The 19,899-nt window shown below is 62.9% G+C and carries 15 protein-coding genes; 6 read left to right on the forward strand and 9 right to left on the reverse strand.

Annotated elements, in window-relative coordinates:
• Positions 1–109 precede the first annotated feature (109 nt).
• Positions 110–613 carry a peptidylprolyl isomerase gene (locus ACIPQ1_RS13265; RefSeq protein ID WP_411385057.1) on the forward strand — a complete coding sequence of 168 codons (504 nt, stop codon included), beginning with the start codon at positions 110–112 and terminating at the stop codon, positions 611–613.
• Positions 610–1,377 carry a UDP-2,3-diacylglucosamine diphosphatase gene (locus tag ACIPQ1_RS13270; RefSeq protein WP_446534259.1) on the forward strand — a complete coding sequence of 256 codons (768 nt, stop codon included), beginning with the start codon at positions 610–612 and terminating at the stop codon, positions 1,375–1,377. The genes ACIPQ1_RS13265 and ACIPQ1_RS13270 overlap by 4 nt, the downstream gene beginning before the upstream one ends.
• A gap of 114 nt (positions 1,378–1,491) precedes the next feature.
• Here the strand turns inward: ACIPQ1_RS13270 and ACIPQ1_RS13275 are convergent, their stop codons facing one another.
• From ACIPQ1_RS13275 to ACIPQ1_RS13305, 7 genes are all read right to left on the reverse strand, one after another.
• Positions 1,492–3,021 (reverse strand): DHA2 family efflux MFS transporter permease subunit, encoded by a 1,530-nt coding sequence (locus tag ACIPQ1_RS13275; RefSeq protein WP_446534260.1) that lies wholly within the window; start codon positions 3,019–3,021, stop codon positions 1,492–1,494.
• Positions 3,022–3,238: 217 nt separating this feature from the next.
• Positions 3,239–4,438: an efflux RND transporter periplasmic adaptor subunit gene (locus ACIPQ1_RS13280; RefSeq protein WP_186730384.1), complete on the reverse strand. Its 1,200-nt coding sequence runs from the start codon at positions 4,436–4,438 to the stop codon at positions 3,239–3,241.
• Between the two features lie 15 nt (positions 4,439–4,453).
• Positions 4,454–5,923 (reverse strand): efflux transporter outer membrane subunit, encoded by a 1,470-nt coding sequence (locus ACIPQ1_RS13285; RefSeq protein ID WP_434571060.1) that lies wholly within the window; start codon positions 5,921–5,923, stop codon positions 4,454–4,456.
• Positions 5,920–6,393, reverse strand: coding sequence for a MarR family winged helix-turn-helix transcriptional regulator (locus ACIPQ1_RS13290; protein WP_186706617.1), 474 nt, complete (start codon positions 6,391–6,393; stop codon positions 5,920–5,922). The genes ACIPQ1_RS13285 and ACIPQ1_RS13290 overlap by 4 nt, the downstream gene beginning before the upstream one ends.
• A gap of 240 nt (positions 6,394–6,633) precedes the next feature.
• Positions 6,634–10,320, reverse strand: coding sequence for a translocation/assembly module TamB domain-containing protein (locus ACIPQ1_RS13295; RefSeq protein ID WP_446534261.1), 3,687 nt, complete (start codon positions 10,318–10,320; stop codon positions 6,634–6,636).
• On the reverse strand, positions 10,317–12,044 hold the full coding sequence (locus tag ACIPQ1_RS13300; RefSeq protein WP_446534262.1) for an autotransporter assembly complex protein TamA: 1,728 nt from the start codon (positions 12,042–12,044) through the stop codon (positions 10,317–10,319). Before ACIPQ1_RS13300 ends, ACIPQ1_RS13295 begins: the two co-directional genes overlap by 4 nt.
• Positions 12,045–12,109: 65 nt before the next feature.
• Positions 12,110–12,754, reverse strand: coding sequence for a GNAT family N-acetyltransferase (locus ACIPQ1_RS13305; RefSeq protein WP_411385063.1), 645 nt, complete (start codon positions 12,752–12,754; stop codon positions 12,110–12,112).
• Positions 12,755–12,931: 177 nt separating this feature from the next.
• Here ACIPQ1_RS13305 and xthA point away from each other — a divergent pair, with 177 nt between their 5' ends.
• The 3 genes from xthA to ACIPQ1_RS13320 all read left to right on the forward strand — a co-directional run bounded on the left by xthA (position 12,932) and on the right by ACIPQ1_RS13320 (position 16,121).
• Positions 12,932–13,744, forward strand: a complete 813-nt coding sequence (xthA, locus tag ACIPQ1_RS13310; RefSeq protein ID WP_434571067.1) for an exodeoxyribonuclease III — start codon at positions 12,932–12,934, stop codon at positions 13,742–13,744.
• Positions 13,745–13,949: 205 nt separating this feature from the next.
• A complete protein-coding gene (locus tag ACIPQ1_RS13315) occupies positions 13,950–15,284 on the forward strand; it encodes a substrate-binding domain-containing protein (RefSeq protein ID WP_446534263.1) in 1,335 nt (444 codons plus the stop codon).
• A gap of 492 nt (positions 15,285–15,776) precedes the next feature.
• Positions 15,777–16,121: a DUF6124 family protein gene (locus tag ACIPQ1_RS13320; protein WP_446534264.1), complete on the forward strand. Its 345-nt coding sequence runs from the start codon at positions 15,777–15,779 to the stop codon at positions 16,119–16,121.
• A gap of 157 nt (positions 16,122–16,278) precedes the next feature.
• Here ACIPQ1_RS13320 and ACIPQ1_RS13325 read toward each other — a convergent pair whose 3' ends face one another.
• A complete protein-coding gene (locus tag ACIPQ1_RS13325) occupies positions 16,279–17,517 on the reverse strand; it encodes a M20/M25/M40 family metallo-hydrolase (protein ID WP_446534265.1) in 1,239 nt (412 codons plus the stop codon).
• Positions 17,518–17,602: 85 nt separating this feature from the next.
• A complete protein-coding gene (locus tag ACIPQ1_RS13330; protein WP_446534266.1) occupies positions 17,603–18,688 on the reverse strand; it encodes a diguanylate cyclase in 1,086 nt (361 codons plus the stop codon).
• Positions 18,689–18,959: 271 nt separating this feature from the next.
• Here ACIPQ1_RS13330 and ACIPQ1_RS13335 point away from each other — a divergent pair, with 271 nt between their 5' ends.
• Positions 18,960–19,889, forward strand: a complete 930-nt coding sequence (locus ACIPQ1_RS13335; protein ID WP_446534267.1) for an alpha/beta fold hydrolase — start codon at positions 18,960–18,962, stop codon at positions 19,887–19,889.
• Positions 19,890–19,899 lie beyond the last annotated feature (10 nt).

Raw genomic sequence — 19,899 nt, forward strand, 5'->3', positions numbered from 1 at the left:
TCGAAATTCGTGACTGGCGCGCTAAACTGCCCAACCTGGCGATTGCAGCCGGACCGGTTGCGGGCGTTCGCGCCCCGAAACCCACGAATTTCTTGAAAGAGTAGTAATCATGACCCAAGTCAAACTGACCACCAACCATGGCGACATCGTCCTGGAACTGAACGCCGAGAAGGCTCCGATTACCGTTGCCAACTTCGTTGAATACGTCAAGGCAGGCCATTACGAGAACACCGTTTTCCACCGCGTGATCGGTAACTTCATGATTCAAGGCGGTGGTTTCGAGCCGGGCATGAAGGAAAAGAAAGACAAGCGCCCAAGCATCCAGAACGAAGCCGACAACGGTCTCTCCAACGACAAGTACACCGTCGCCATGGCCCGCACCATGGAACCGCATTCGGCCTCCGCGCAATTCTTCATCAACGTCGCCGACAACGCGTTCCTGAACCACAGTGGCAAGAACGTCCAGGGCTGGGGCTACGCGGTATTTGGTAAAGTCACCGCCGGCACCGACGTGGTCGACAAGATCAAAGGCGTCGCCACCACTTCCAAGGCTGGCCACCAGGACGTCCCGGCAGAAGACGTGATCATCGAGAAAGCCGAGATCATTGAGTGATACTGCTGATTTCAGACTTGCATCTGGAAGAGGAGCGCCCGGACATCACCCGGGCGTTTCTGGATTTACTGGCCACACGCGCCCGTTCGGCGCAAGCGTTGTACATTCTGGGCGACTTTTTCGAAGCCTGGATCGGCGACGATGCCATGACGCCGTTCCAGCGTTCCATCTGCCAGGCCCTGCGCGAATTGAGCGACAGCGGCACGGCCATTTTCCTGATGCACGGCAATCGCGATTTCATGCTGGGGCAGGCCTTCTGCAAAGCGGCCGGCTGCACCCTGCTCAAGGACCCGAGCGTCGTGCAGTTCAATGGTGAGCCGGTGCTGCTGATGCACGGTGATAGCCTCTGCACCCGCGACGAAGGCTACATGAAGCTGCGGCGCTGGCTGCGCAACCCGGTCACGCTGTTCATCCTGCGTCACCTGCCGCTGGGCAGCCGCCAGAAACTGGCGCGCAAGCTGCGCAGCGAAAGCCGCGCGCAGACACGCATGAAAGCCAATGACATCGTCGACGTCACGCCTGAAGAGATCCCACGGATCATGCAGCAATACGGCGTGAAGACCCTGGTCCACGGCCACACCCACCGCCCCGCCATCCACAAGTTGCAACTGGGCGAACACGCCGCCCGACGCATCGTGCTGGGGGATTGGGACAAGCAAGGCTGGGCGTTGCAGGTGGATGAACAGGGGTTTGCGTTGGCGCCGTTCGGGTTTGCGCCGCCGCCACAACTGCCGGCACCAGACACAATTCCTGACTACATATAGACCCCTTGTGGGAGCGAGCCTGCTCGCGAAAGCGGTGTGTCAGTCAAAACATTACTGACGAATAATCCGCATTCGCGAGCAGGCTCGCTCCCACAGGTTGGACTGCGCCCGCCATCAATGACCGCTGGCAGCAGGCCCCGCCTTCGCCGCGAACGGCGGTTTGGCCAGCCACACCAGCACGATCAACCCCATGAACGCCCACCCCAGCAACGTGAAGTAATCCACGGTGGAGAGCATGTACGCCTGGCTGTTGAGGATCTGGTCGAGCTGGGCATAGGCCGGCGCACTCGCGCCGCCGAGCTGGTTGAGGGCTTCGCGGGTGGTGGGCTCGAAGGTGCTGATGCTTTCGCTCAGGTAGGCGTGATGCTGGTCGGCCCGGCGGATCCAGATCCAGGTGGTCAACGACGCGGCAAAGCTGCCGCCCAGGGTCCGCAGGAACGTCGCCAGCCCCGCGCCGTCGGCAATCTGGTGCGGCGGCAGGTCCGACATCAGGATGCTCAAGGTCGGCATGAAGAACAGCGCCACGCCAATACCCATGAACAACTGCACCAGCGCAATGTGCTGGAAATCCACTTCGTTGGTGAAGCCGGCGCGCATGAAGCAGCTCAGGCCGATGGCCAGGAACGCCAGCCCGGCCAGCAAGCGCAGGTCGAACTTGTGGGCGTACTTGCCGACGAAAGGCGACATGAGCACCGGCAGGATGCCGATCGGCGCCACCGCCAGCCCAGCCCACGTCGCGGTGTAGCCCATTTGTGTCTGCAACCACTGCGGCAGGATCAGGTTGATGCCGAAGAACCCGGCATAGCCGCCCACCAGCACAATGGTGCCGATGCGGAAGTTGCGATAAGCGAACAGCCGCAGGTTGACCACCGGATGACGATCGGTCATTTCCCAGATCACGAACACCGCCAGGGCAATGACTGAAATCAAGGCTCCGATGATGATGAAGTTCGACTCGAACCAGTCAAGGTCGTTGCCCTTGTCGAGGATCACCTGGAGTGCACCGACGCCGATGATCAACGTGATCAACCCGACGTAGTCCATCGGTTGATGACTGGTGACCACAGGCCGCGCCTTGAGCTGCTGGCGCACCACCATCACCGCAAAGATCCCAATTGGCACGTTGATGAAGAAGATCCACGGCCAACTGTAGCTGTCGGTGATCCAGCCACCGAGGATCGGCCCGGCAATCGGCGCCACCACCGTGACCATCGCCAGCAGCGCGAGGGCCATGCCCCGCCTGGCCGGCGGGTACACGGCAATCAGCAGCGTCTGGGTCATCGGGTACAACGGCCCGGCCACCAGCCCCTGGAGCACACGAAAGCCAATCAGCTCCGGCATCGAAGTGGAAATGCCACACAGGAACGAAGCGAGCACGAACAGCATCGTCGCCCACAGAAACAGCTTCACCTCGCCAAAGCGCCGGCTCAGCCAGCCGGTGAGCGGCAGGGCGATGGCGTTGCTCACCGCGAACGAGGTGATCACCCAGGTGCCCTGCTCCGAGCTGACGCCCAGGTTGCCGGAAATGGTCGGCAAGGCGACGTTGGCGATGGTGGTGTCGAGCACTTGCATGAACGTTGCCAGCGACAGCCCGATGGTGCTGAGCAACAGGCTGGGCGGCGTGAAGGACGCGTTATTGCTCATTGCGAGAATCCTATGAAGCGCAGGTGGCGAATTACTGGCGCCCCGATGAAATGGAATTACGCCCTGTGGCGAGGGAGCTTGCTCCCGCTGGGCCGCGAAGCGGCCCCAAAACCCGCCGAATGCGGAGCATCAGTCACACCGCACCCGCCGGCTTTACGACTGCTTCGCAGCCGAGCGGGAGCAAGCTCCCTCGCCACAGGCGTTCGACGAAGCTAGTTCAGCGCTGCGCGGTCTTGCTCGCCGCGGCGCTGTTGTCGTGGATCAGGCGGGTGATCATCGCGTCGGCATCGGCCAGTTGTCGGTCATAGACCTGGGTGCTGAACGAAGCTTTCTGCGGTGGCTGCTGGGCCAGCACCGGGCCGCTCTGGTCGTGCAGGTTGACGCTGACCTGGGTCGACAGGCCGACCCGCAGCGGATGCTTGGCCAGCTCCTGGGCATTGATGTGAATACGCACCGGCACCCGCTGGACGATCTTGATCCAGTTACCGGTGGCGTTTTGCGCCGGTAGCAAGGCAAACGCGCTGCCGGTCCCGGCGCCCAGGCTGTCGATGGTGCCGCTGTACTTCACATCGCTGCCGTACAAGTCGGTTTCGATGTCCACTGGCTGGCCGATGCGCATGTCACGCAGTTGGGTTTCCTTGAAGTTGGCATCGATCCACAGTTGATCCAGCGGGATCACCGCCATCAGCGCCGTGCCCGGCTGCACCCGTTGCCCCAACTGCACGGTGCGCTTGGCGACATAGCCGGTGACTGGCGCGATCAAGGTGCTGCGGGCATTGGTCAGGAAGGCCTGGCGCAGTTGCGCGGCCGCGGCTTGCACATCGGGATGGGATGACACCACGGTATCGTCCACCAACGCGCTGGTCGTCTTGAGCTGTTGCCGGGCATTGGCCAGGGCGTTCTGCGCCGAGGTCAGGTCATCCCGGGCGTGGGACAGTTCTTCCTGGGAAATCGCCCCGCCGGCCGCCAGGTTCTTGCGTCGGCTGTAGTTTTCCTGGGCCTTCTGCACTTCGGCCTCTTGGGCATTGACCTGCGCCCGCATGCCGTCGACGTTGCTGTACAAGCCACGGACCTGGCGCACGGTCCGGGCCAGGTTGGCCTGGGCACTTTGCAGCCCGACTTCGGCATCGTTCGGATCGAATTGCACCAGCACCTGGCCTTCACGCACCAGGTCGCCGTCATCGGCACCGATGCTCACCACGGTCCCGGTGACTTGCGGAGTGATTTCCACCACGTTGCCATTCACATAGGCGTCGTCGGTGCTTTCGCTCCAGCGACCATACAGTTCATGCCAGCCCCACACCCCCAGGCCCGCGAGGATGACGATCAGCGTGAGTGCCAACAGCATGACCTTGCGCTTGCGTGGGTTGCCGCTGTCTTGGGTTTGTGCGGATTGAGTCGTTTCGGCAGTCGCCATGACAAGTACCTCGAATCAGTGGGTCGGCGTGGCAGGGGTCGGCGTGGCCGCCGCCAGGGTCTGGGCTTCGAAACCACCGCCCAGGGCCTGCATCAGTTGGATCGACAAATCGATCTGCTCGGCATTCAGGTTCGCCAGTTGGCGCTGGGCCTGAAGCAATTGCTGCTCGATGCTCAGCACGTCCAGGTAATTGCCGATGCCCGAGCCGTAGCGCTGGACCACGGTGTCGTAGGAGTTCTGCGCGATGTCGGTGGCATGTTGCTGGGCACCGATCTGGCGAGCGATGTCACGCAACTGGTTGATGGTGTCGCTGACATCGCCAAGGGCCGTGACCAGGCTCTTGTTGTACTGCGCCACCGCCAGGTCGTAATCGGCGTCCCGGGCATCCAGGTCCGCCCGCAAACGGCCGCCGTCGAAGATCGGCAGCGACACGGTGGGCGCCACGTTGAAGAAACGGCTGGGCGAACCGAACATCGCATCGCCCAGCAACGACTGCACTCCCGCCGCCGCGCTCAGGTTGAGGTTGGGATAGAACTGGGTCTTGCCAGCCTCGATGTTCTTGCTCGCCGCCTCCACCCGCCAGCGCGCCGCGACCAGGTCGGGACGGCGGCCCAGCAGCTCGGCCGGCAGGTTCGACGGCAAGGCGACCGCGCTGGCTTGCAGCACGTTCGGCCGGGCGATTTCGTTGCCGCGGTCCGGCCCCTTGCCCAGCAGCACGGCCAGGGCGATCTTGGCGCTCTGCAGGCGTTTCTCGGCGTCGATCAGGGTCGCATCGGCGCTGGCTTCCAGGCTTTCGGTCTGCTGGAACTGATATTCGCTGTCGATCCCGGCGCTGAGACGGCGCTTGCCCAGATCGAGCATTTGCCGGGTGCGCTTGAGGTCCTCGGCGGCCAGGTCATGAATGATGTGGGCCTGGCCCAGGTCGCTGTAGGCCCGGGCCACGTCGGCAGCCAGGGTCAGCTGCGCGGCCTGGCGATCGATCTCGGCGGCGCGGGCCTGGCCCAGGGCGGCTTCCCAGGCGGCACGCTGGCCACCCCAGAGGTCGAAGTTGTAGTTGAAGTCCACGCTCAGCGAACGCAGGGTGCTGTAGGCCCCGCCCTGCCCTTGCGGGTCCTGGTCACGGGCCAGGCGCGAACGGCTGACGCTGCCGCTGGCATCCAGGGTCGGCAGGCGTGCCGCGTTGGCGGCATAGGCCGCGGCACTGGCCTGGTGGACCCGGGCGCTGGCGACTTGCATGTCCGGGCTGTCGCGCAAGGCTTCACGGATCAGGCCGTCGAGTTGCGGGTCGCCGAGGCTTTTCCACCAGTCGTTTTTCGGCCACGCGGCCGGTGACAGCGTGACCCCATTCAACGATTGTCCAGCCTGGAGACTCTTGGCCTCGAGGCTGACGCCTTCGGTCTTCAAGCCACTGTAGCTGGCACAACCGGCGAGGCTCATGGCCAACAGCACCAGGCTCAAGCGAGTACGCAAGGTTTGACGTTTCATTTCTCCCCCAATCGCAACACGGTGATGGGATCACCGGCGGCGAGCAGTATTTTCTTGAGGATGTCTTCGAGGGTTTGCAGCTCCTCGCGGCTGATGGCACCGGCCAACTGATTCATGGCGTCGGCACCAATGAACGGCAGGCGATCGGCGAGGGCCTGGCCAGCTTCGGTCAACACCAATTGCACCTGGCGTCGATCCTCTGCCGAGCGCTGGCGGACCAGGAAACCTTTCTGCTCCAGGCGATCGAGCATGCGCGTCATCGAGCCGCTGTCCAGGGACAGGTAGCGACACAGCTCGACCGGCGTGTCGATGCCGTGCTGGGCCATGATGATCAACACCTTGAACTGCGCGGCGGTGATGCCGACGGGTTCCATGTGGGTGTCGATGATCCGGTCCTTGAGCAGCGCGGCGCGGCCGAGCAGCATGCCGAGGTGGCAATTGTGAAATTCGTCAGGGGTGAAATGCTTCATCCGGGCACCGTTTGCTGCCTAGGCAGTGAATGTATGTCGAAATATTACTGCTTAGGCAGCAAATGTCAAACAAATCGTTAGCGTGCTATTCACCAACAGACGAAACGCAGACAAACCTGTAGGCGAACAAATGTGGGAGCGAGCTCGCTCGCGATAGCGGTGTGTCAATCAACGACGAGGTTGAATGTCATGCCGCTATCGCGAGCAAGCTCGCTCCCACAGGGGGACTTGGGGATGAAGTTAGAAATCGCGCTTGTAGAAGATATCCAGCGAGCTGGCGACGCCGCTGGCGGCTTCGAGGTAGACCTTCTTGCTGAGCTTGTAGCGCAGGGCGATGGTGTTGGCCGGTTCGAACACACCGACGCCGTAGCGCAGGCTGAGCTTTTCCGAGAGGTTGCCGCTGGCGACCACGCTGGTGGTGTTGCCGCTGCCCTGGGTGTCGAGCTGGAAATCATCGATGCCCAGGTTATTGGCCAGGCTGCTGGTCACCCCCGAACTGCCCATCAACCCCAGGCCCAAGGCGGCCTGGGCGAGCATGTTGTTGTCCTCGCCCGTGGTGCTCAGCGGTCGGCCCAGCACCAGGTAGGACAATGCCTGCTCCTGGCTCATGGCCGGTTCGGAAAAGATTTGCGTGGTCGGTTGCTCGGCGCTGCCGCTCAAGCGGATGCCGGCGACCACATCGTCGGTCTGGCGGATCGCTTCGATGTCCAGGTAGGGCTGGTCGATGGGGCCGGCGAACAGCAGCCGTGCCCGGCGCACCGTCAGCCGTTGCCCGTAGGCACGATAGCGGCCGTCGTTGAGCCACAGTTCACCGCGAGTGTCCATGTTGTCGCCGATGTGCACCTGGCCCTGGACGTTGGCCGTCAGGCCGAAACCCGAGAATGCGAGTTTGTCCTGGCCGACGATCACGTCGATGTCCATCGCCATGGCCAGCGGCGCCTTGCCCTCTTCGGTCTGGTGGCCGACGATCACCGTATCATCCGAGACCTTGACGGTGGACGGTGGCAGTTCGCGAACAGTGATCTCGCCTTTGGGTACCAGGACCTTGCCGGCAATGGAAAGCTGCTCGCCCTGCATCGTGATGTTCAGGTCCGGTGCCACGTCGAGCACCGCATAAGGCTCAACGGTGACCGGCAGTTGCGAGCCCTTGAGGGCCAGGTTCATGGACAGGGCCTCGCCCCAGCCGATGTTCCCGGTCAGGCTGCCCTGCCCGCGCTTGCCACTTTTCCAGTCGCCGTCGAGCCGTACCGTTTCGCCGGCGATCATCGCCCGCACTTGCAAGGCTTCGAGGCTGACCGGCAGCTCCGGCCCGGAGACTTCACCGTCGCTGAGCACCAGGTTGCCGTTGACCTGGGGCGCGAGCAAACCACCGGACAACGTCCCGCTGCCGTTCAGGTGACCGGTGAGGGTTTCCACCATCGGTAAGAACGGCCGGGCCACGGACAAGTCCAGGCCAGTGAGGCGGAATGAGCCGCTCAAGGGCTTGCTCGCCGGCAGCGGGTTGATTTGCGCCTGGAGCATCAGTTCGCCGAGCCTGGCACCGACGAAATTCAGGTCGGTGTCGATGCGCTTGGGAGTCAGGCGGCTGTTGAGCGTCAGGGTCTGGTACGGGAAGTCCAGCCATCGCGGCTTATCACTCGCCTTATCCCGAATCCGCAAGGTGCCGCCACTGGCATCCACCAGGATACGGCCATTCGGGCCGCTGGCCGGCAGGTCCAATTGCAGGTCCGCGTTGAGCCGGCCCTGCCAGGCAAAATCCTTGGGCATCCACTGGGCCAGGCTTTCGATGGGGAATTGCTTGAGGTGATAACGCAGCTTTGGCTCCGGCATCAGCCGTTGGTCTTCACCGCACAGGCTGGCCTCACCGGAACGCCAGCAATGGGCGCCGACGTTGAGCGTGCCATCGGCCAGGCGCTCGAGTTTCGCCGGGGCTTGCAGGCGCCAGGCTTGACCGCCGGCCTGCACCTCGCCGCTGGCCAGGCGCCCGCGCCAACTCCCCTGGTCGAGGGCGCCGTCGAGTGCCAGGGCCGTGTCGAGCTGCGGCCCCTGCAAATCCAAGCTCAGTGATTGCCGCTTGATGTCGCCCTGCCCGCTGACGGTCAGCACGCCTAACGACGTTTCGCCGGCGCGGATGCCACTGGCCTTGAGGTCGAGCTTGCCGCGCTGGGCGCTGTCGAGGGTCGCATCCAGGTTCAGGCTTTGCAGGCGATTGTCCTGCAACGCCAACTGCGAGCCTTGCAGGCCGAGCTTGCCCTGGGGCGCCTTGAGCGTGCCGGCCATGTCGACCCGGCCGACCACTTGGCCGCGCAGTTGCGGCCAGAGCTGGGCCAGGCGCGAGAGCTTGATGTCGATCTGGCCGGTGATTTTCTGTTGCAGGCTCGCGCTGCCGTTGATGCGGTTGTCCCCCAGGCGGATATCCAGCGCGCTGAGGTTCCACTGCTCGCCGGCACCGCTGGCCTTGGCCTGGAATTGCGCCGGTTGGCCGCGCAGCTTGCCCTTGAGGTCCAGGTCCGCGTCGAGGTCGAGGCGGTCGTTCTTCATCGCCCCTTTGCTGCGCAACGGCCCGGCCAGGGTCCCGGGCAGTTCGCCCAGCCAGTACGCCGGGTTGATGGCCGACAGTTGCAGCGCCGTGTCCCAGGCAATGCCGTCGGCAAACTGCAGGCTCAGGTGCCCTTCGGCCTTGCCCTGCCCCGCGGCGAGCTTGAGCTGTGGCAGATGAATTTGCGTCAGGTCGCCGCTGAAGGGGCTGTCCAGGCTGAAGGCTCCAGCCGGTCCGTCCAGGGCGGCTTGGAAGTTACCCAGGTATTGACCATCGGTGTATGAGACTTCGCCGTTGAAGCTGCGCAAGGTCACCTGCGGCTCGTCGATCAGCGGATAAAGGCGATGCCAGGGGAAATCCAGCCAGGCGACTTTCGCCTCGGCGTCCAGGCCTTCGCGCCAGTCCAGCCGCCCGTTGAGCTTCAGGCTTTGCTGATCACCGGCGTCCAGGTCCAAACCGGCGATGTGTGCGCCATTGGCGTCCACGGTGCCTTGTAGCAGCAACGCCACCGGTCCTTTCTCGGCCGGCAGGGTCGCCTTGCCGAGCAGTTGGTAGCCGTTTTTCAGATCGCCTGCGCCGGTCAATTCCAGCTGGTTGAGCAACAAGGTGTCGGGCAGATCGCCGCTGGCCTTGAAGCCGTCGGCGGTGATGCGCACCTTGGCCGGCAAGTTGTCCGCCAACGGTTGCAGCTCACCGGTCAACTGGCCTTGCAGGTAGCCGCTGCTGTCGGCCTTGAGGTTGAGGGTCTTGAGCAGGTTGCCCTCGACTTTCAGGTCCAGGGCCCAGGGCGCTGCACCTGGCGCCGGCAAGGTCAATCGGCCTTCGGCGTTCAATGGCCAGTCGCCGCCCGGCTTCAACAAGCCGGACAGCTGCAGACCCAGCGCGTCGCGCTGTAATTGCACCGAATCGATCTGCAGGCCCTCGGCGGTCCAATGGGCAACCAATTGCAAGCCCTTGAGCTGCTCGCTGCCGTTGAACGACAGGCTGCCGACTTGCACATCGCCCAGTTCGATCGCGAGCGGCAAGTCCAGGTCCGGCAAGCTGATCGGGCCGCTGCTTGGCTCATCGGCCGAGGCTGGCAATTGCAACGCGATCTGGTCGGCCTTGAGTTGCTCGATGCACAGGGTCATGCGCACCAGGCACAGCGGCGACCAGGCGAATATCAGCCGATCCACCTCCACCCGACTGTCGCCCTGCTGCCACAGCAGCCGATCGGCGCTCCACTGCCCGCCCAACCGGCCCTGGAAATTCTCCACGCTCAGCCCAGGCACCAGGCCAAGGGCCCAGCGGCTGCCAAAGGCCGTGCCCAGCGCCACGCTCAAGGCCAGCACGACCGCCAGCAATACCCCGGCGAGCGCCAGCAGCGTTTTCTTCAAACCACGCGTCACAGCTCAGGCCCCATGGAAAAGTGCAATCGAATGCCGCCCTCGTCGTCCATCGCATGGGCCAGGTCGAGGCGGATCGGCCCCACCGGCGACACCCAACGCACGCCGACACCCACGCCGGTCTTCAGGCTCGGCAGCTCCAGGCTATTAAAGGAGTTGCCCTGGTCGATGAACGTCGCCACCCGCCATTTTTCCGCGATGGAATATTGATACTCCAGGCTGCCGGCAACCATGTAGCGACCACCGATACGGTCGCCCTCGGAGTTCTCCGGAGACAGGCTCTGGTAGTCGTAACCGCGCACGCTCTGGTCGCCACCGGCGAAGAAGCGCAGGGACGGCGGAATGGATTTATAGCCATTGGTGGCGCTCCCGCCGATCTGCGCCCGAGCCAGCAGCCGATGCTTGTCGAACACGGTGGTCAGGCCCTTGACCATGGCGGTGCCGTATAACAGGTTGTTGTCCGAACCCAGGCCTTCCTTGGCGACCTTGGTGTCGAACTGCAGACGGTAGCCGTTGTGCGGGTCGATGCGGTTGTCGCTGCGCAGGTAGGAATAACTCACGCCGGGCATCAACAACGTGCTCAGGCCCGCATCGTCGCCGAGGCGGTACTCCTCGCGCTGCCACTTGAGCGACACCACCCGCTGCCAGCCGCTGGGCAACTTGCTGTGCCATTCTGGGCCCACGGTGAGCAGTTTGCTGAGGCTGTCGGTGCCGGCCAGTTCTTCATATTGATAACCGCCGGCGTAGCGCATCTTGTCGGTCAGCGGCGGGTCCAGCGGCACGTCGTACCACAGGCCGACGTTCTGCCGGGGCGCCGACACTTCCGCTTCCCAGCCATAACTGTGGCCCTGGGGGTTGACCCAGTGACGCGTCCAGTTGGCTTTGGCCCGGGGACCGACGTCGGTGGAAAAGCCCAGGCCCAGGCCCATGGTGCGCGGCTTGCGCGTGTCGAGCTTGACCGCCACCGGAATCACGTTATCGGTGGCAGCGGTGGGCGCGGCATCGACGCGCACGCCTTCGAAATAACCGCTCGATTGCAGGGCCTGGTTGAGTTCTGCGATGAGTTCGGAATCGTACGCCGTGCCGGCCTTGAACGGCACCATGCGTTGCAGCAAGTCTTCGTCGAACGGCGTGTCGCCCTCGAAGCTGACCGGACCCAAGGCATAACGCGGGCCGCTGTCATAGACCAGCTCGATATCGGCGAGGCCCGCCTGAGGGTCTACCAGGAGTTTCTGCTGGGTAAAGCGCCCACTGAAATAACCATAGCGCGAGGCCTGGTTCTGGATGACCCGCTTGGCGTCTTCGTAACGACCATGGTTGAGCACCGCGCCGGGTTTCAGGCCGGCGTTGCCGGGTACGCGAAACGCCTTGAGCGAAGCCGCCGGGCCATCGATGCGCACAGTGACATTGCGCAAGTGCACCGGCTCGCCGGGATCGATGGTCAGCACCAGGCGCGGGTCCTTGCCGCCCTTGACCTCACTGTCGATCCGAGGCTGGTAGTAGCCCAGCGCCTGGGCGGCCTTGCGCGCCTGTTCCTCGGCGCCGCGACTGAAGCGCAGCAAGGCCTCCTCGTCACGATCACCCAAGCCACCAACGTAGCCTTCCACGTTGGCCTTGAGTTCGTCGTTGGACGGCTGGACGCGTACTTCCAATTCACTTTTTGCCAGGGCCGCGCAGCTGAGGGACAGCAAGAGCGCGCCACTGATCATTCTTCCTGAGCGGTTCATGGCGCGGATGCTATCACGAGCGTAGGTGCCTGATAGAGCCGGACATTTCCTAAAAGTTCGCCCGACTATGCCGTTGCGCTTTGCAGAACCTGCGGGTTGGCGTGGAAGAACACATGCTCGCGGATCGGTCCTACCGCCACTTCCCCGATTTCCTCGTAACCCTGGCGTTTATAAAACTCCAGGTAACGCGGGTTGCCGGTGTCCAGCACCACGCCCCGGGAATGTTCGTCCACCGCACACCAGTTATGCACCGCCGTGAGCAACTGTTCGCCGAAATGCTTGCCCTGGAACTGTGGGTGCACCCCCAGCAGCGGCAGTACATGGACCGCATCGGACGGCAGGCAGGCCAGCACCGCTGCGTGATAGTCCAAGTAGCGCCTTGTGCAACGAAAACCAGTGCTCAAGACCATGCGCAGGCGCCAGGCCCAGCTTTCAGTGATGCCCAGGCGCCGCTGCGGCGGGGCGATCAGGGCAATGCCGATCAGGCGGTCGTTGACCAGCAGGCCGACGGCCGGCAGGTCCTGGAGAAAATGCTGCTTGACCAGCTCACGCACCGTGGCCCGTACCCGCTGTTCATAACCGGGACGCTCGGATTCGAACAGGTAGCTGAAGGTCGGCTCATGGCGATAGGCCTGGTACAGCAACGAACGGGCTTCACGTGAATAACCACTGTCGAGCATATGGACGTCGGCGATGGCGGTTTCAGGCATGGCGTTGGATCTCCTGGGGCGAGGCTCGGTAAGGCCCTGCTCTTATTGAGTACGAACTCGATAGGGTCGTGATCGTTCCTACATGCAAAGGACATTAGCAGCGCATTTGTCCTACTGCCACGCTGGCTCCCTTCCCACATGTCAGCTAGCATCGCAGTTTTGCCAGGACAGCCGACCATGAAGATCGTCTCCTTCAACATCAACGGGCTGCGCGCCCGCCCCCATCAGCTGGCGGCGCTGATCGAGAAGCACCAGCCGGATGTGATCGGGCTGCAGGAAACCAAGGTCCACGACGAACAGTTCCCCCTGGCCGAAGTGCAGGCCCTGGGCTACCACGTGCATTACCACGGGCAAAAAGGCCACTACGGCGTCGCCCTGCTCTCCCGCCAGGCACCGCTGAGCCTGTACAAAGGCTTCGAAGGTGACGACGAAGACGCCCAGCGGCGCTTCATCTGGGGCACCTTCGCCGATGCCAACGGCGTGCCGGTGACCATCATGAACGGTTATTTCCCACAGGGTGAAAGCCGCGACCACCCGACCAAATTCCCGGCCAAGGAACGCTTCTACAACGATCTGCAGCATCTGCTGGAAAGCCGCTTCAGCAACGACCAGCCGGTGGTGGTAATGGGTGACGTGAACATTTCCCCGGAAGACTGCGACATCGGCATCGGCCCGGACAACATGAAGCGCTGGCTGAAGACCGGCAAATGCAGCTTCCTGCCGGAAGAGCGCGAATGGATGGCCCGCCTGAAGAACTGGGGCCTGGTGGACAGCTTCCGCCACCTGAACCCGGACGTCACCGACCGCTTCAGCTGGTTCGACTACCGCAGCCGCGGTTTCGAGGACGAACCCAAGCGTGGCCTGCGCATCGACCTGATCCTCACCTCCCACGGCCTGCTGCCACGGGTCAAGGATGCCGGCGTGGACTATGAGTTGCGGGGCATGGAAAAACCGTCGGACCATGCGCCGATCTGGTTGCAGTTGGGCTAAGTCCGAAGCATCCAAATACCCCCTGTGGGAGCGAGCTTGCTCGCGATAGCGGTCTAACTGTCACATAGATCCTGAATGTGCCGCCGTCATCGCGAGCAAGCTCGCTCCCACATTGGACTTCGGTGCCCCGTCGCACCCCTGTCACCTTTCAGTAACCTGACCGACTTAATCTTCCGGCACTTCCTCGGGTTCAGCAGGTGCCGGCATGCGGCTGTGTGTTGTCTTTTTCATGGGCCTCTGGCTGCCGTTCGTGGCATGGGCCGGCAATTTGCCCATTCCCGAACACGGCCCAGCCTTGCGCCTGCAGGGTTCCAATACCATCGGCGCAGCGCTGGGGCCGGCGCTGGTCAGAGGATTGATGGAGGACCAGGGGCTGCTCAGGGTCAGCAGCGAAATCACAGGGCGCGACAATGAGCAGCGCATCGTCGGCCAGACCGCCGATGGCCGACGGGTACAGGTCGATATCGCGGCCCACGGCTCCAGCACCGGCTTTGCTGCCCTCAAACAGGCCAGCACCGACCTGGCGGCATCCTCCCGGCCGATCAAGGACAGCGAACTGAAGGACTTGTCGTCCCTGGGCGACCTGAAAAGTCCTGCCGCCGAACAAGTCATCGCCATCGATGGCCTGGCGATCATCCTTCATCCCCACAACCCACTGCGCCAACTCGATACCGTACAGCTGGCACGAATATTCAGCGGCGAGGCAAAAACCTGGGACGCCGTCGGCGGCACGGGCGGGCCGATTCATCTGTACGCCCGGGATGAGCAGTCCGGCACCTACGACACCTTCAAGGAACTGGTCCTTAGCCGACAGGGAAAACGGCTGGATCCTACAGCGCGACGCTTCGAGTCCAGCGAACAGCTGTCCGACGCGGTCAGCCAGGACCCGCAAGGCATCGGTTTCATCGGTTTGCCCTACGTGCGCCAGGCCAAGGCGCTGGCCATTGTCGACGGCGCATCCCAGCCCATGCTGCCGCTCAACCACCTGATCGCCACCGAGGACTACCCGCTTTCCCGGCGCCTGTTCTTCTATCTGCCACCCTGGGGCACCAACCCCTGGGCCGAAGCATTGGTGGCGTTTACCCAAAGCGACAAAGGCCAGGCCATCGTCGCGGCCAACGGTTTCATCGCCCAGACCGTCCAAGCCATGGCCGTCGCACCGAATGCACTGATGCCCGAGGGCTACCAGGCCCTGAGCCGCCATGCCCAACGCTTGACCGTGAATTTTCGCTTCGAAGAAGGCAGCGCCAGCCTGGACAACAAGGCCCACCAGGACCTGGGGCGCGTGCTCGACTATATAAAGCAGCATGGCAAAGCCGACCGACGCGTGACCCTGGTGGGCTTTGGCGACGCCAAGGACGACCCGGCCCGGGCCGACCTGTTGTCCAAACTGCGGGCCATGGCGGTGCGACGGGAACTGGTCAAATACGGCGTGGCGCTGCGGGAAGTGCGAGGGTTCGGGGCGTTGATGCCGGTGGCGGCCAACAGCGAGGATGAAGGACGGGTCAGGAATCGGCGGGTGGAGGTTTGGGTTTACTAGCAACGACGCCATCAAACGCCTACCCGCTCTTGTGGCGAGGGAGCTTGCTCCCGCTGGGTCGCGAAGCGGCCCCAAGCATTTTGTATCAAACCAAAAAACTTGGGCCTGCTACGCAGTCCAGCGGGAGCAAGCTCCCTCGCCACAAAAGCTTTATGTTTATCGCATTAATCTCGGCGTAAGACCGAACGACCTCACCTTGCGCCATTGCCTACAACTACGCCAGAATCCGCCGGCTTGTGCACCTTGGGGCCAGGGCTTTATCGTTTCCGGGTCGCTGACAAATCAGCGATCGGGTTTGGTAGCCCGGTTTCCTGGCGCACGTGCATCCTGATGCAAGGGACTTCTACGTCCTCTGTTTTATGGTGGTCATGCGCAGGGCGTTCTCGGACGCGCCGGGTTGCCAGGTAACCGGTCTACCAACCTTCGTATGGCCACCACCCTTCGTTTGGTAGCGAGAGTGATGGCTCCAATTTCTTATCTGGAGTTTCATCTATGTTCAAACCAACACCCAACCCGCCGGACACCGATCCAGCCAACTCCAAAGCGTTCGACAAAGCCGCCGACCGCATCCTCGACCACTACCTCAAGCCCAAACCCAGCAAACCCGAGGCTGATGAAGGCCAACTTTTCACGGTCGCCAACGGTGTCGACACCGAAACCCTGCTCGCCAACCTCAGCGAAAACCTGGCCTCGGCCAACGCCATGCTCAGCGACCTGGCCTTCGACCTGGAAGGCTCAAGGCGCCACATTGCCCTGGGCATCCAGCAATTGATCGAATTGAGTGGACAGCTGGCAAACCGAGCGCTGGACAACGTCGAAGCGCGCCCGTCGACATAGCGCATCACCCCGTGGCGAGGGAGCTTGCTCCCGCTGGGTCGCGAAGCGGCCCCAAGCATTTTGTGTCTAACCAAAAGCTTGGGCCTGCTGCGCAGTCCAGCGGGAGCAAGCTCCCTCGCCACAAGGGCATGTGTGTCATGACTGAACGAGCGGCCTGTTACCGCCCCGCCAACTCCATGATCATCCGCGACAACAGATAAATCCTTGGCACCACGCTCTCGACTTCGGCGTATTCCTCCGGCGTGTGGATATTGCCACCGACGATGCCAAACCCATCCAGCGTCGGCGTACCGACCCCGGCTGACAGACTGGCGTCCGCCGCGCCGCCGCTGCCTTCTTCGGTGAGTTTGCGCCCCAGTTCGCCATAGATGCCCTGGGCCATGGCCATCAATCGGTCCGACTCCGCCGTCTGCGGCATCGGTGGCAGGCCGCGCTTGAGGCTGGTGGTGACTTCGGTATCGGCGATCAACTTGTCCTGTGAAACACGGGCCAGGTCTTTTTCGATACGGTCGAATTCTTCCGGCACCGCCGCCCGCACATCGGCCTTGGCGCTCGCCTGGTCGGGGATCACGTTGGTCCGGTCACCGGCCTTGAGCACCGTGAAGTTGATGGTGGTTTTCTTTTCCGCGTCGCCGAGCTTGCCCAGTTGCAGAATCTGGTGCGCAGCTTCCATCGCCGCATTGCGCCCCAGTTCCGGCGCGACACCGGCGTGGGACGCCTTGCCTTTGACCTCCACCAGCGCCGTGGCACTGCCCTTGCGCCACACCACCAGGCCGTCGGCCGGGCGACCCGGCTCGAGGTTGAGGGTCACGTCGTGGGCCTTGGCGGTTTTCTTGATCAGGTCGGTGGCCACATCCGAGCCGGTTTCCTCGCTGGCGTCGAGCAGGAAGGTGATTTGCGCGTAATTCTTGAAATCGAGGTTCTTGAGCACTTTCAAGGCGTAGATCCCGGCGACGATGCCGCCCTTGTCATCCATCACCCCCGGTCCGTAGGCGCGGCCATCCTTGATGTGGAACGGGCGTTCGGCGGCCGAGCCCTCTTTGAACACCGTGTCCATATGGGCCATGAGCAGGATTTTTGCTTTACCGGTGCCCTTGAGGGTCGCCAGGATGTGCTGGCTACCGTCGGAATTCGGCACCTTTTCGATGGTGGCGCCCAACTGCTTCAGTTCGTCGATGGCAATGTCACCGACCTGGGTCAGCCCCGGCACATAGCCGGAGCCGGAGTCGATATTCACCAGCCGCTCCAGCAGCTTCAGGGCCTCGCCCTGGTACTGCTGCGCATCGGTCAGGATTTGTTGATGGGGTTGCGCGAAGGCCATGGGGGTGAAGGCGCCAAGGGCCAGGCTCAGGCCGAGGCTGACGGCCAGACGGGAGCGAACAGCGGTCATCGTCATGATTTCATCCTTGTTCCGTATCGAGAGAGTGCCATGGGCACCCTACCTGACAACGGGGCAAGGCTCTAGACAGCAGGTGGCCATCTCAGAGGGAAACAACCGATGCTTCCAGCACCTGCCGATGTCGGTGGCAGGTGACCCGGTTGCGCCCGCTGGTCTTGGCTTCGTACAACGCCTGGTCTGCATCGTTGAGCCAGAGGGTAGCGTCGCCATACGCCGGGTTGAACGCCGCCAGGCCAATACTCAGGCTCACTTTAAGCGCCGGATCCTGCTCGTAGCCGAGGGTCGCGAAGCGCTCTCGCAAACCATCCATCGCCTGCACAGCGTTATGCAGGGTCAGGTCCGGCAAGACCACGCAAAACTCGTCGCCACCATAACGCCCGACAATGTCGGCGGCGCGCAGGTTCTGCCTGAGCAGCTTGCCGAGTCGGCGCAGCACGACGTCGCCGGCGCCGTGGCCGTAGGTGTCATTGATGGCTTTGAAATGGTCGATGTCGATCAGCGCAATCGCGCCATGGGTGGTCCCGTCCGCTGGATGGCGCCCGCAACGCTGGAACTCCTCGTTGAGGCGGTCTTTCCAGGCGCCATGGTTGAGCAACCCGGTCAGGCTGTCGGTACGACTCAGGGCCAGCAATTCACGTTTCTGTCGCCCCAGGGTGTAGGCCTGGCGAAAACAGATCCAGCCCAGTGCCATCGGATACAGGCACAGCAGCGGCAGACAAGCGTAGATCTGTGCCGGACTGGTCATGGGCACGCCGGTCAGCGGGAAGATCACCGTACCCACGGCGATGCCCGCCACTTGGGCCACAACCCCGACGAGCAGGAAACGCAGACCACCGATGGCGACGTTGTTCATCGCCATCATCGCCAGCGTGACGGCCGTGGGCAGCGGGTTGAATTGCATCGCCACGACCCAGAACCCGCCGAGAAAGGCATCGATCAACAAGTTGCGGTGTTCGGCGTGGTACGGCACCGCGCATCGGCGAGCCCACCCATAGGACAGGTGCGGCCAGAGCAGGCCGTTGAACAGCATGAAGCCCCAGACCCAGGGCGGCGGATCGAGGGGATAGAGCGCGGCGCTGACCAGCAGCAACCCCAGCGTCAGGCCCAGGATGCGCGATACGTAGAGCCTCCTGGCCAACGACAGTCCCTTTTTTCCCGTCTTTTGCATAGACGCCTCTGCACCGCGGGTTTCCCGAATCATCGGGATGGGCTTGCCTGGAGTCTATCAGGGCGGCATCAAATAGCCACCACTGAATGCAGGGGTATTTTTCTTCGGCAAAATGCGGGGGCTCTGCTCGGATTTTGGCTATATATGACAAGGAAATCCGTGACGCCTCGCAAAGCAGGGTTCCTGGGCAACGATGTTCCTGGGTTAAGCTTCACTGAACACCGCCTGATCCGTTTGATTACATTCTGTCGCAGCCCATGGAGGGCAAAACATGCTGGTGTTGTTCGTGGTTATTGCTGTACTTATCGCCTGGAGTTGGTTGACCTATCCCGGCATCGGCCATGTGATCTACGACATGAGCATGGCCTTGGAAGCACGCCTTTACCGGTTGCGCAAAATCACCGTGCCCATCAGCGAGATGACCGTGTCGACCTGGCAGGGCGGGCCTTATGAAGCATCGGCGAGCATCCTGATGCTGCACGGCTACAGCGGCGACAAGAACCTCTGGCTGCGGGTTGCCCGACACTTTGTCGGTGATTACCGAGTGGTGATCCCCGACCTCCCCGGCCATGGCGAAACCGGCTTCAAGGCCGGCGGCGGCTACGACATCCCGACCCAGGCCCGGCGGGTGATCGAGTTGCTCGACGCCTGCGGCCTGGACAAGGTCCACGTGATCGGCAATTCCATGGGTGGGCATCTCGCCGCGTGGCTGGCGGCCACTTCGCCTGAACGTGTGCTGACCCTGGCGCTGCTCAATCCGGCCGGCGTCACCTCCCCCCAACCCAGTGACATGGACCGCCAACTGGCCGCCGGTCGTAACCCGTCCCTCGTGCATTCGCGGGAGGAATTCATGCCGTTCTACGCAATGACCATGGCCTCGCCGCCCTGGGTGCCGGGCATGGTCATGGCCGCGGTGGCCGAGCGTTATGTACAGCAGCGCGAAGAACTGGCGGAGATCTACACCGACTTTCGCGCCAGCCCGCCAATGGAGCCCCACTTGGCCGCCATTCGTGCCCCTTCGCTGCTGCTCTGGGGTCGCCAGGACCGGGTGATCGACGTCAGCAGCGTACCCGTATGGAGCAAGGGCATCGCGGACTTGCGTGTGGAAATCTGGGACGGGATCGGCCACCTGCCCATGATCGAACAACCGGGGAAAACCGCGGCGCTGTACCGTGACTTTCTCAAGGGATTGGGGCAGTGATCATGATGCA

Source organism: Pseudomonas sp. LARHCG127 (assembly GCF_052871455.1).

Bases quoted from the DNA above. Each gene is read 5' to 3' on its own strand.
- ACIPQ1_RS13280 (WP_186730384.1), bottom strand. From the start codon at position 4,438: ATGGCGACTGCCGAAACGACTCAATCCGCACAAACCCAAGACAGCGGC.
- ACIPQ1_RS13275 (WP_446534260.1), bottom strand. From the start codon at position 3,021: ATGAGCAATAACGCGTCCTTCACGCCGCCCAGCCTGTTGCTCAGCACC.
- ACIPQ1_RS13320 (WP_446534264.1), top strand. From the start codon at position 15,777: ATGTTCAAACCAACACCCAACCCGCCGGACACCGATCCAGCCAACTCC.
- ACIPQ1_RS13285 (WP_434571060.1), bottom strand. From the start codon at position 5,923: ATGAAACGTCAAACCTTGCGTACTCGCTTGAGCCTGGTGCTGTTGGCC.
- ACIPQ1_RS13325 (WP_446534265.1), bottom strand. From the start codon at position 17,517: ATGACGATGACCGCTGTTCGCTCCCGTCTGGCCGTCAGCCTCGGCCTG.
- ACIPQ1_RS13265 (WP_411385057.1), top strand. From the start codon at position 110: ATGACCCAAGTCAAACTGACCACCAACCATGGCGACATCGTCCTGGAA.
- xthA (WP_434571067.1), top strand. From the start codon at position 12,932: ATGAAGATCGTCTCCTTCAACATCAACGGGCTGCGCGCCCGCCCCCAT.
- ACIPQ1_RS13290 (WP_186706617.1), bottom strand. From the start codon at position 6,393: ATGAAGCATTTCACCCCTGACGAATTTCACAATTGCCACCTCGGCATG.
- ACIPQ1_RS13330 (WP_446534266.1), bottom strand. From the start codon at position 18,688: ATGCAAAAGACGGGAAAAAAGGGACTGTCGTTGGCCAGGAGGCTCTAC.
- ACIPQ1_RS13315 (WP_446534263.1), top strand. From the start codon at position 13,950: ATGCGGCTGTGTGTTGTCTTTTTCATGGGCCTCTGGCTGCCGTTCGTG.
- ACIPQ1_RS13300 (WP_446534262.1), bottom strand. From the start codon at position 12,044: ATGAACCGCTCAGGAAGAATGATCAGTGGCGCGCTCTTGCTGTCCCTC.
- ACIPQ1_RS13335 (WP_446534267.1), top strand. From the start codon at position 18,960: ATGCTGGTGTTGTTCGTGGTTATTGCTGTACTTATCGCCTGGAGTTGG.
- ACIPQ1_RS13305 (WP_411385063.1), bottom strand. From the start codon at position 12,754: ATGCCTGAAACCGCCATCGCCGACGTCCATATGCTCGACAGTGGTTAT.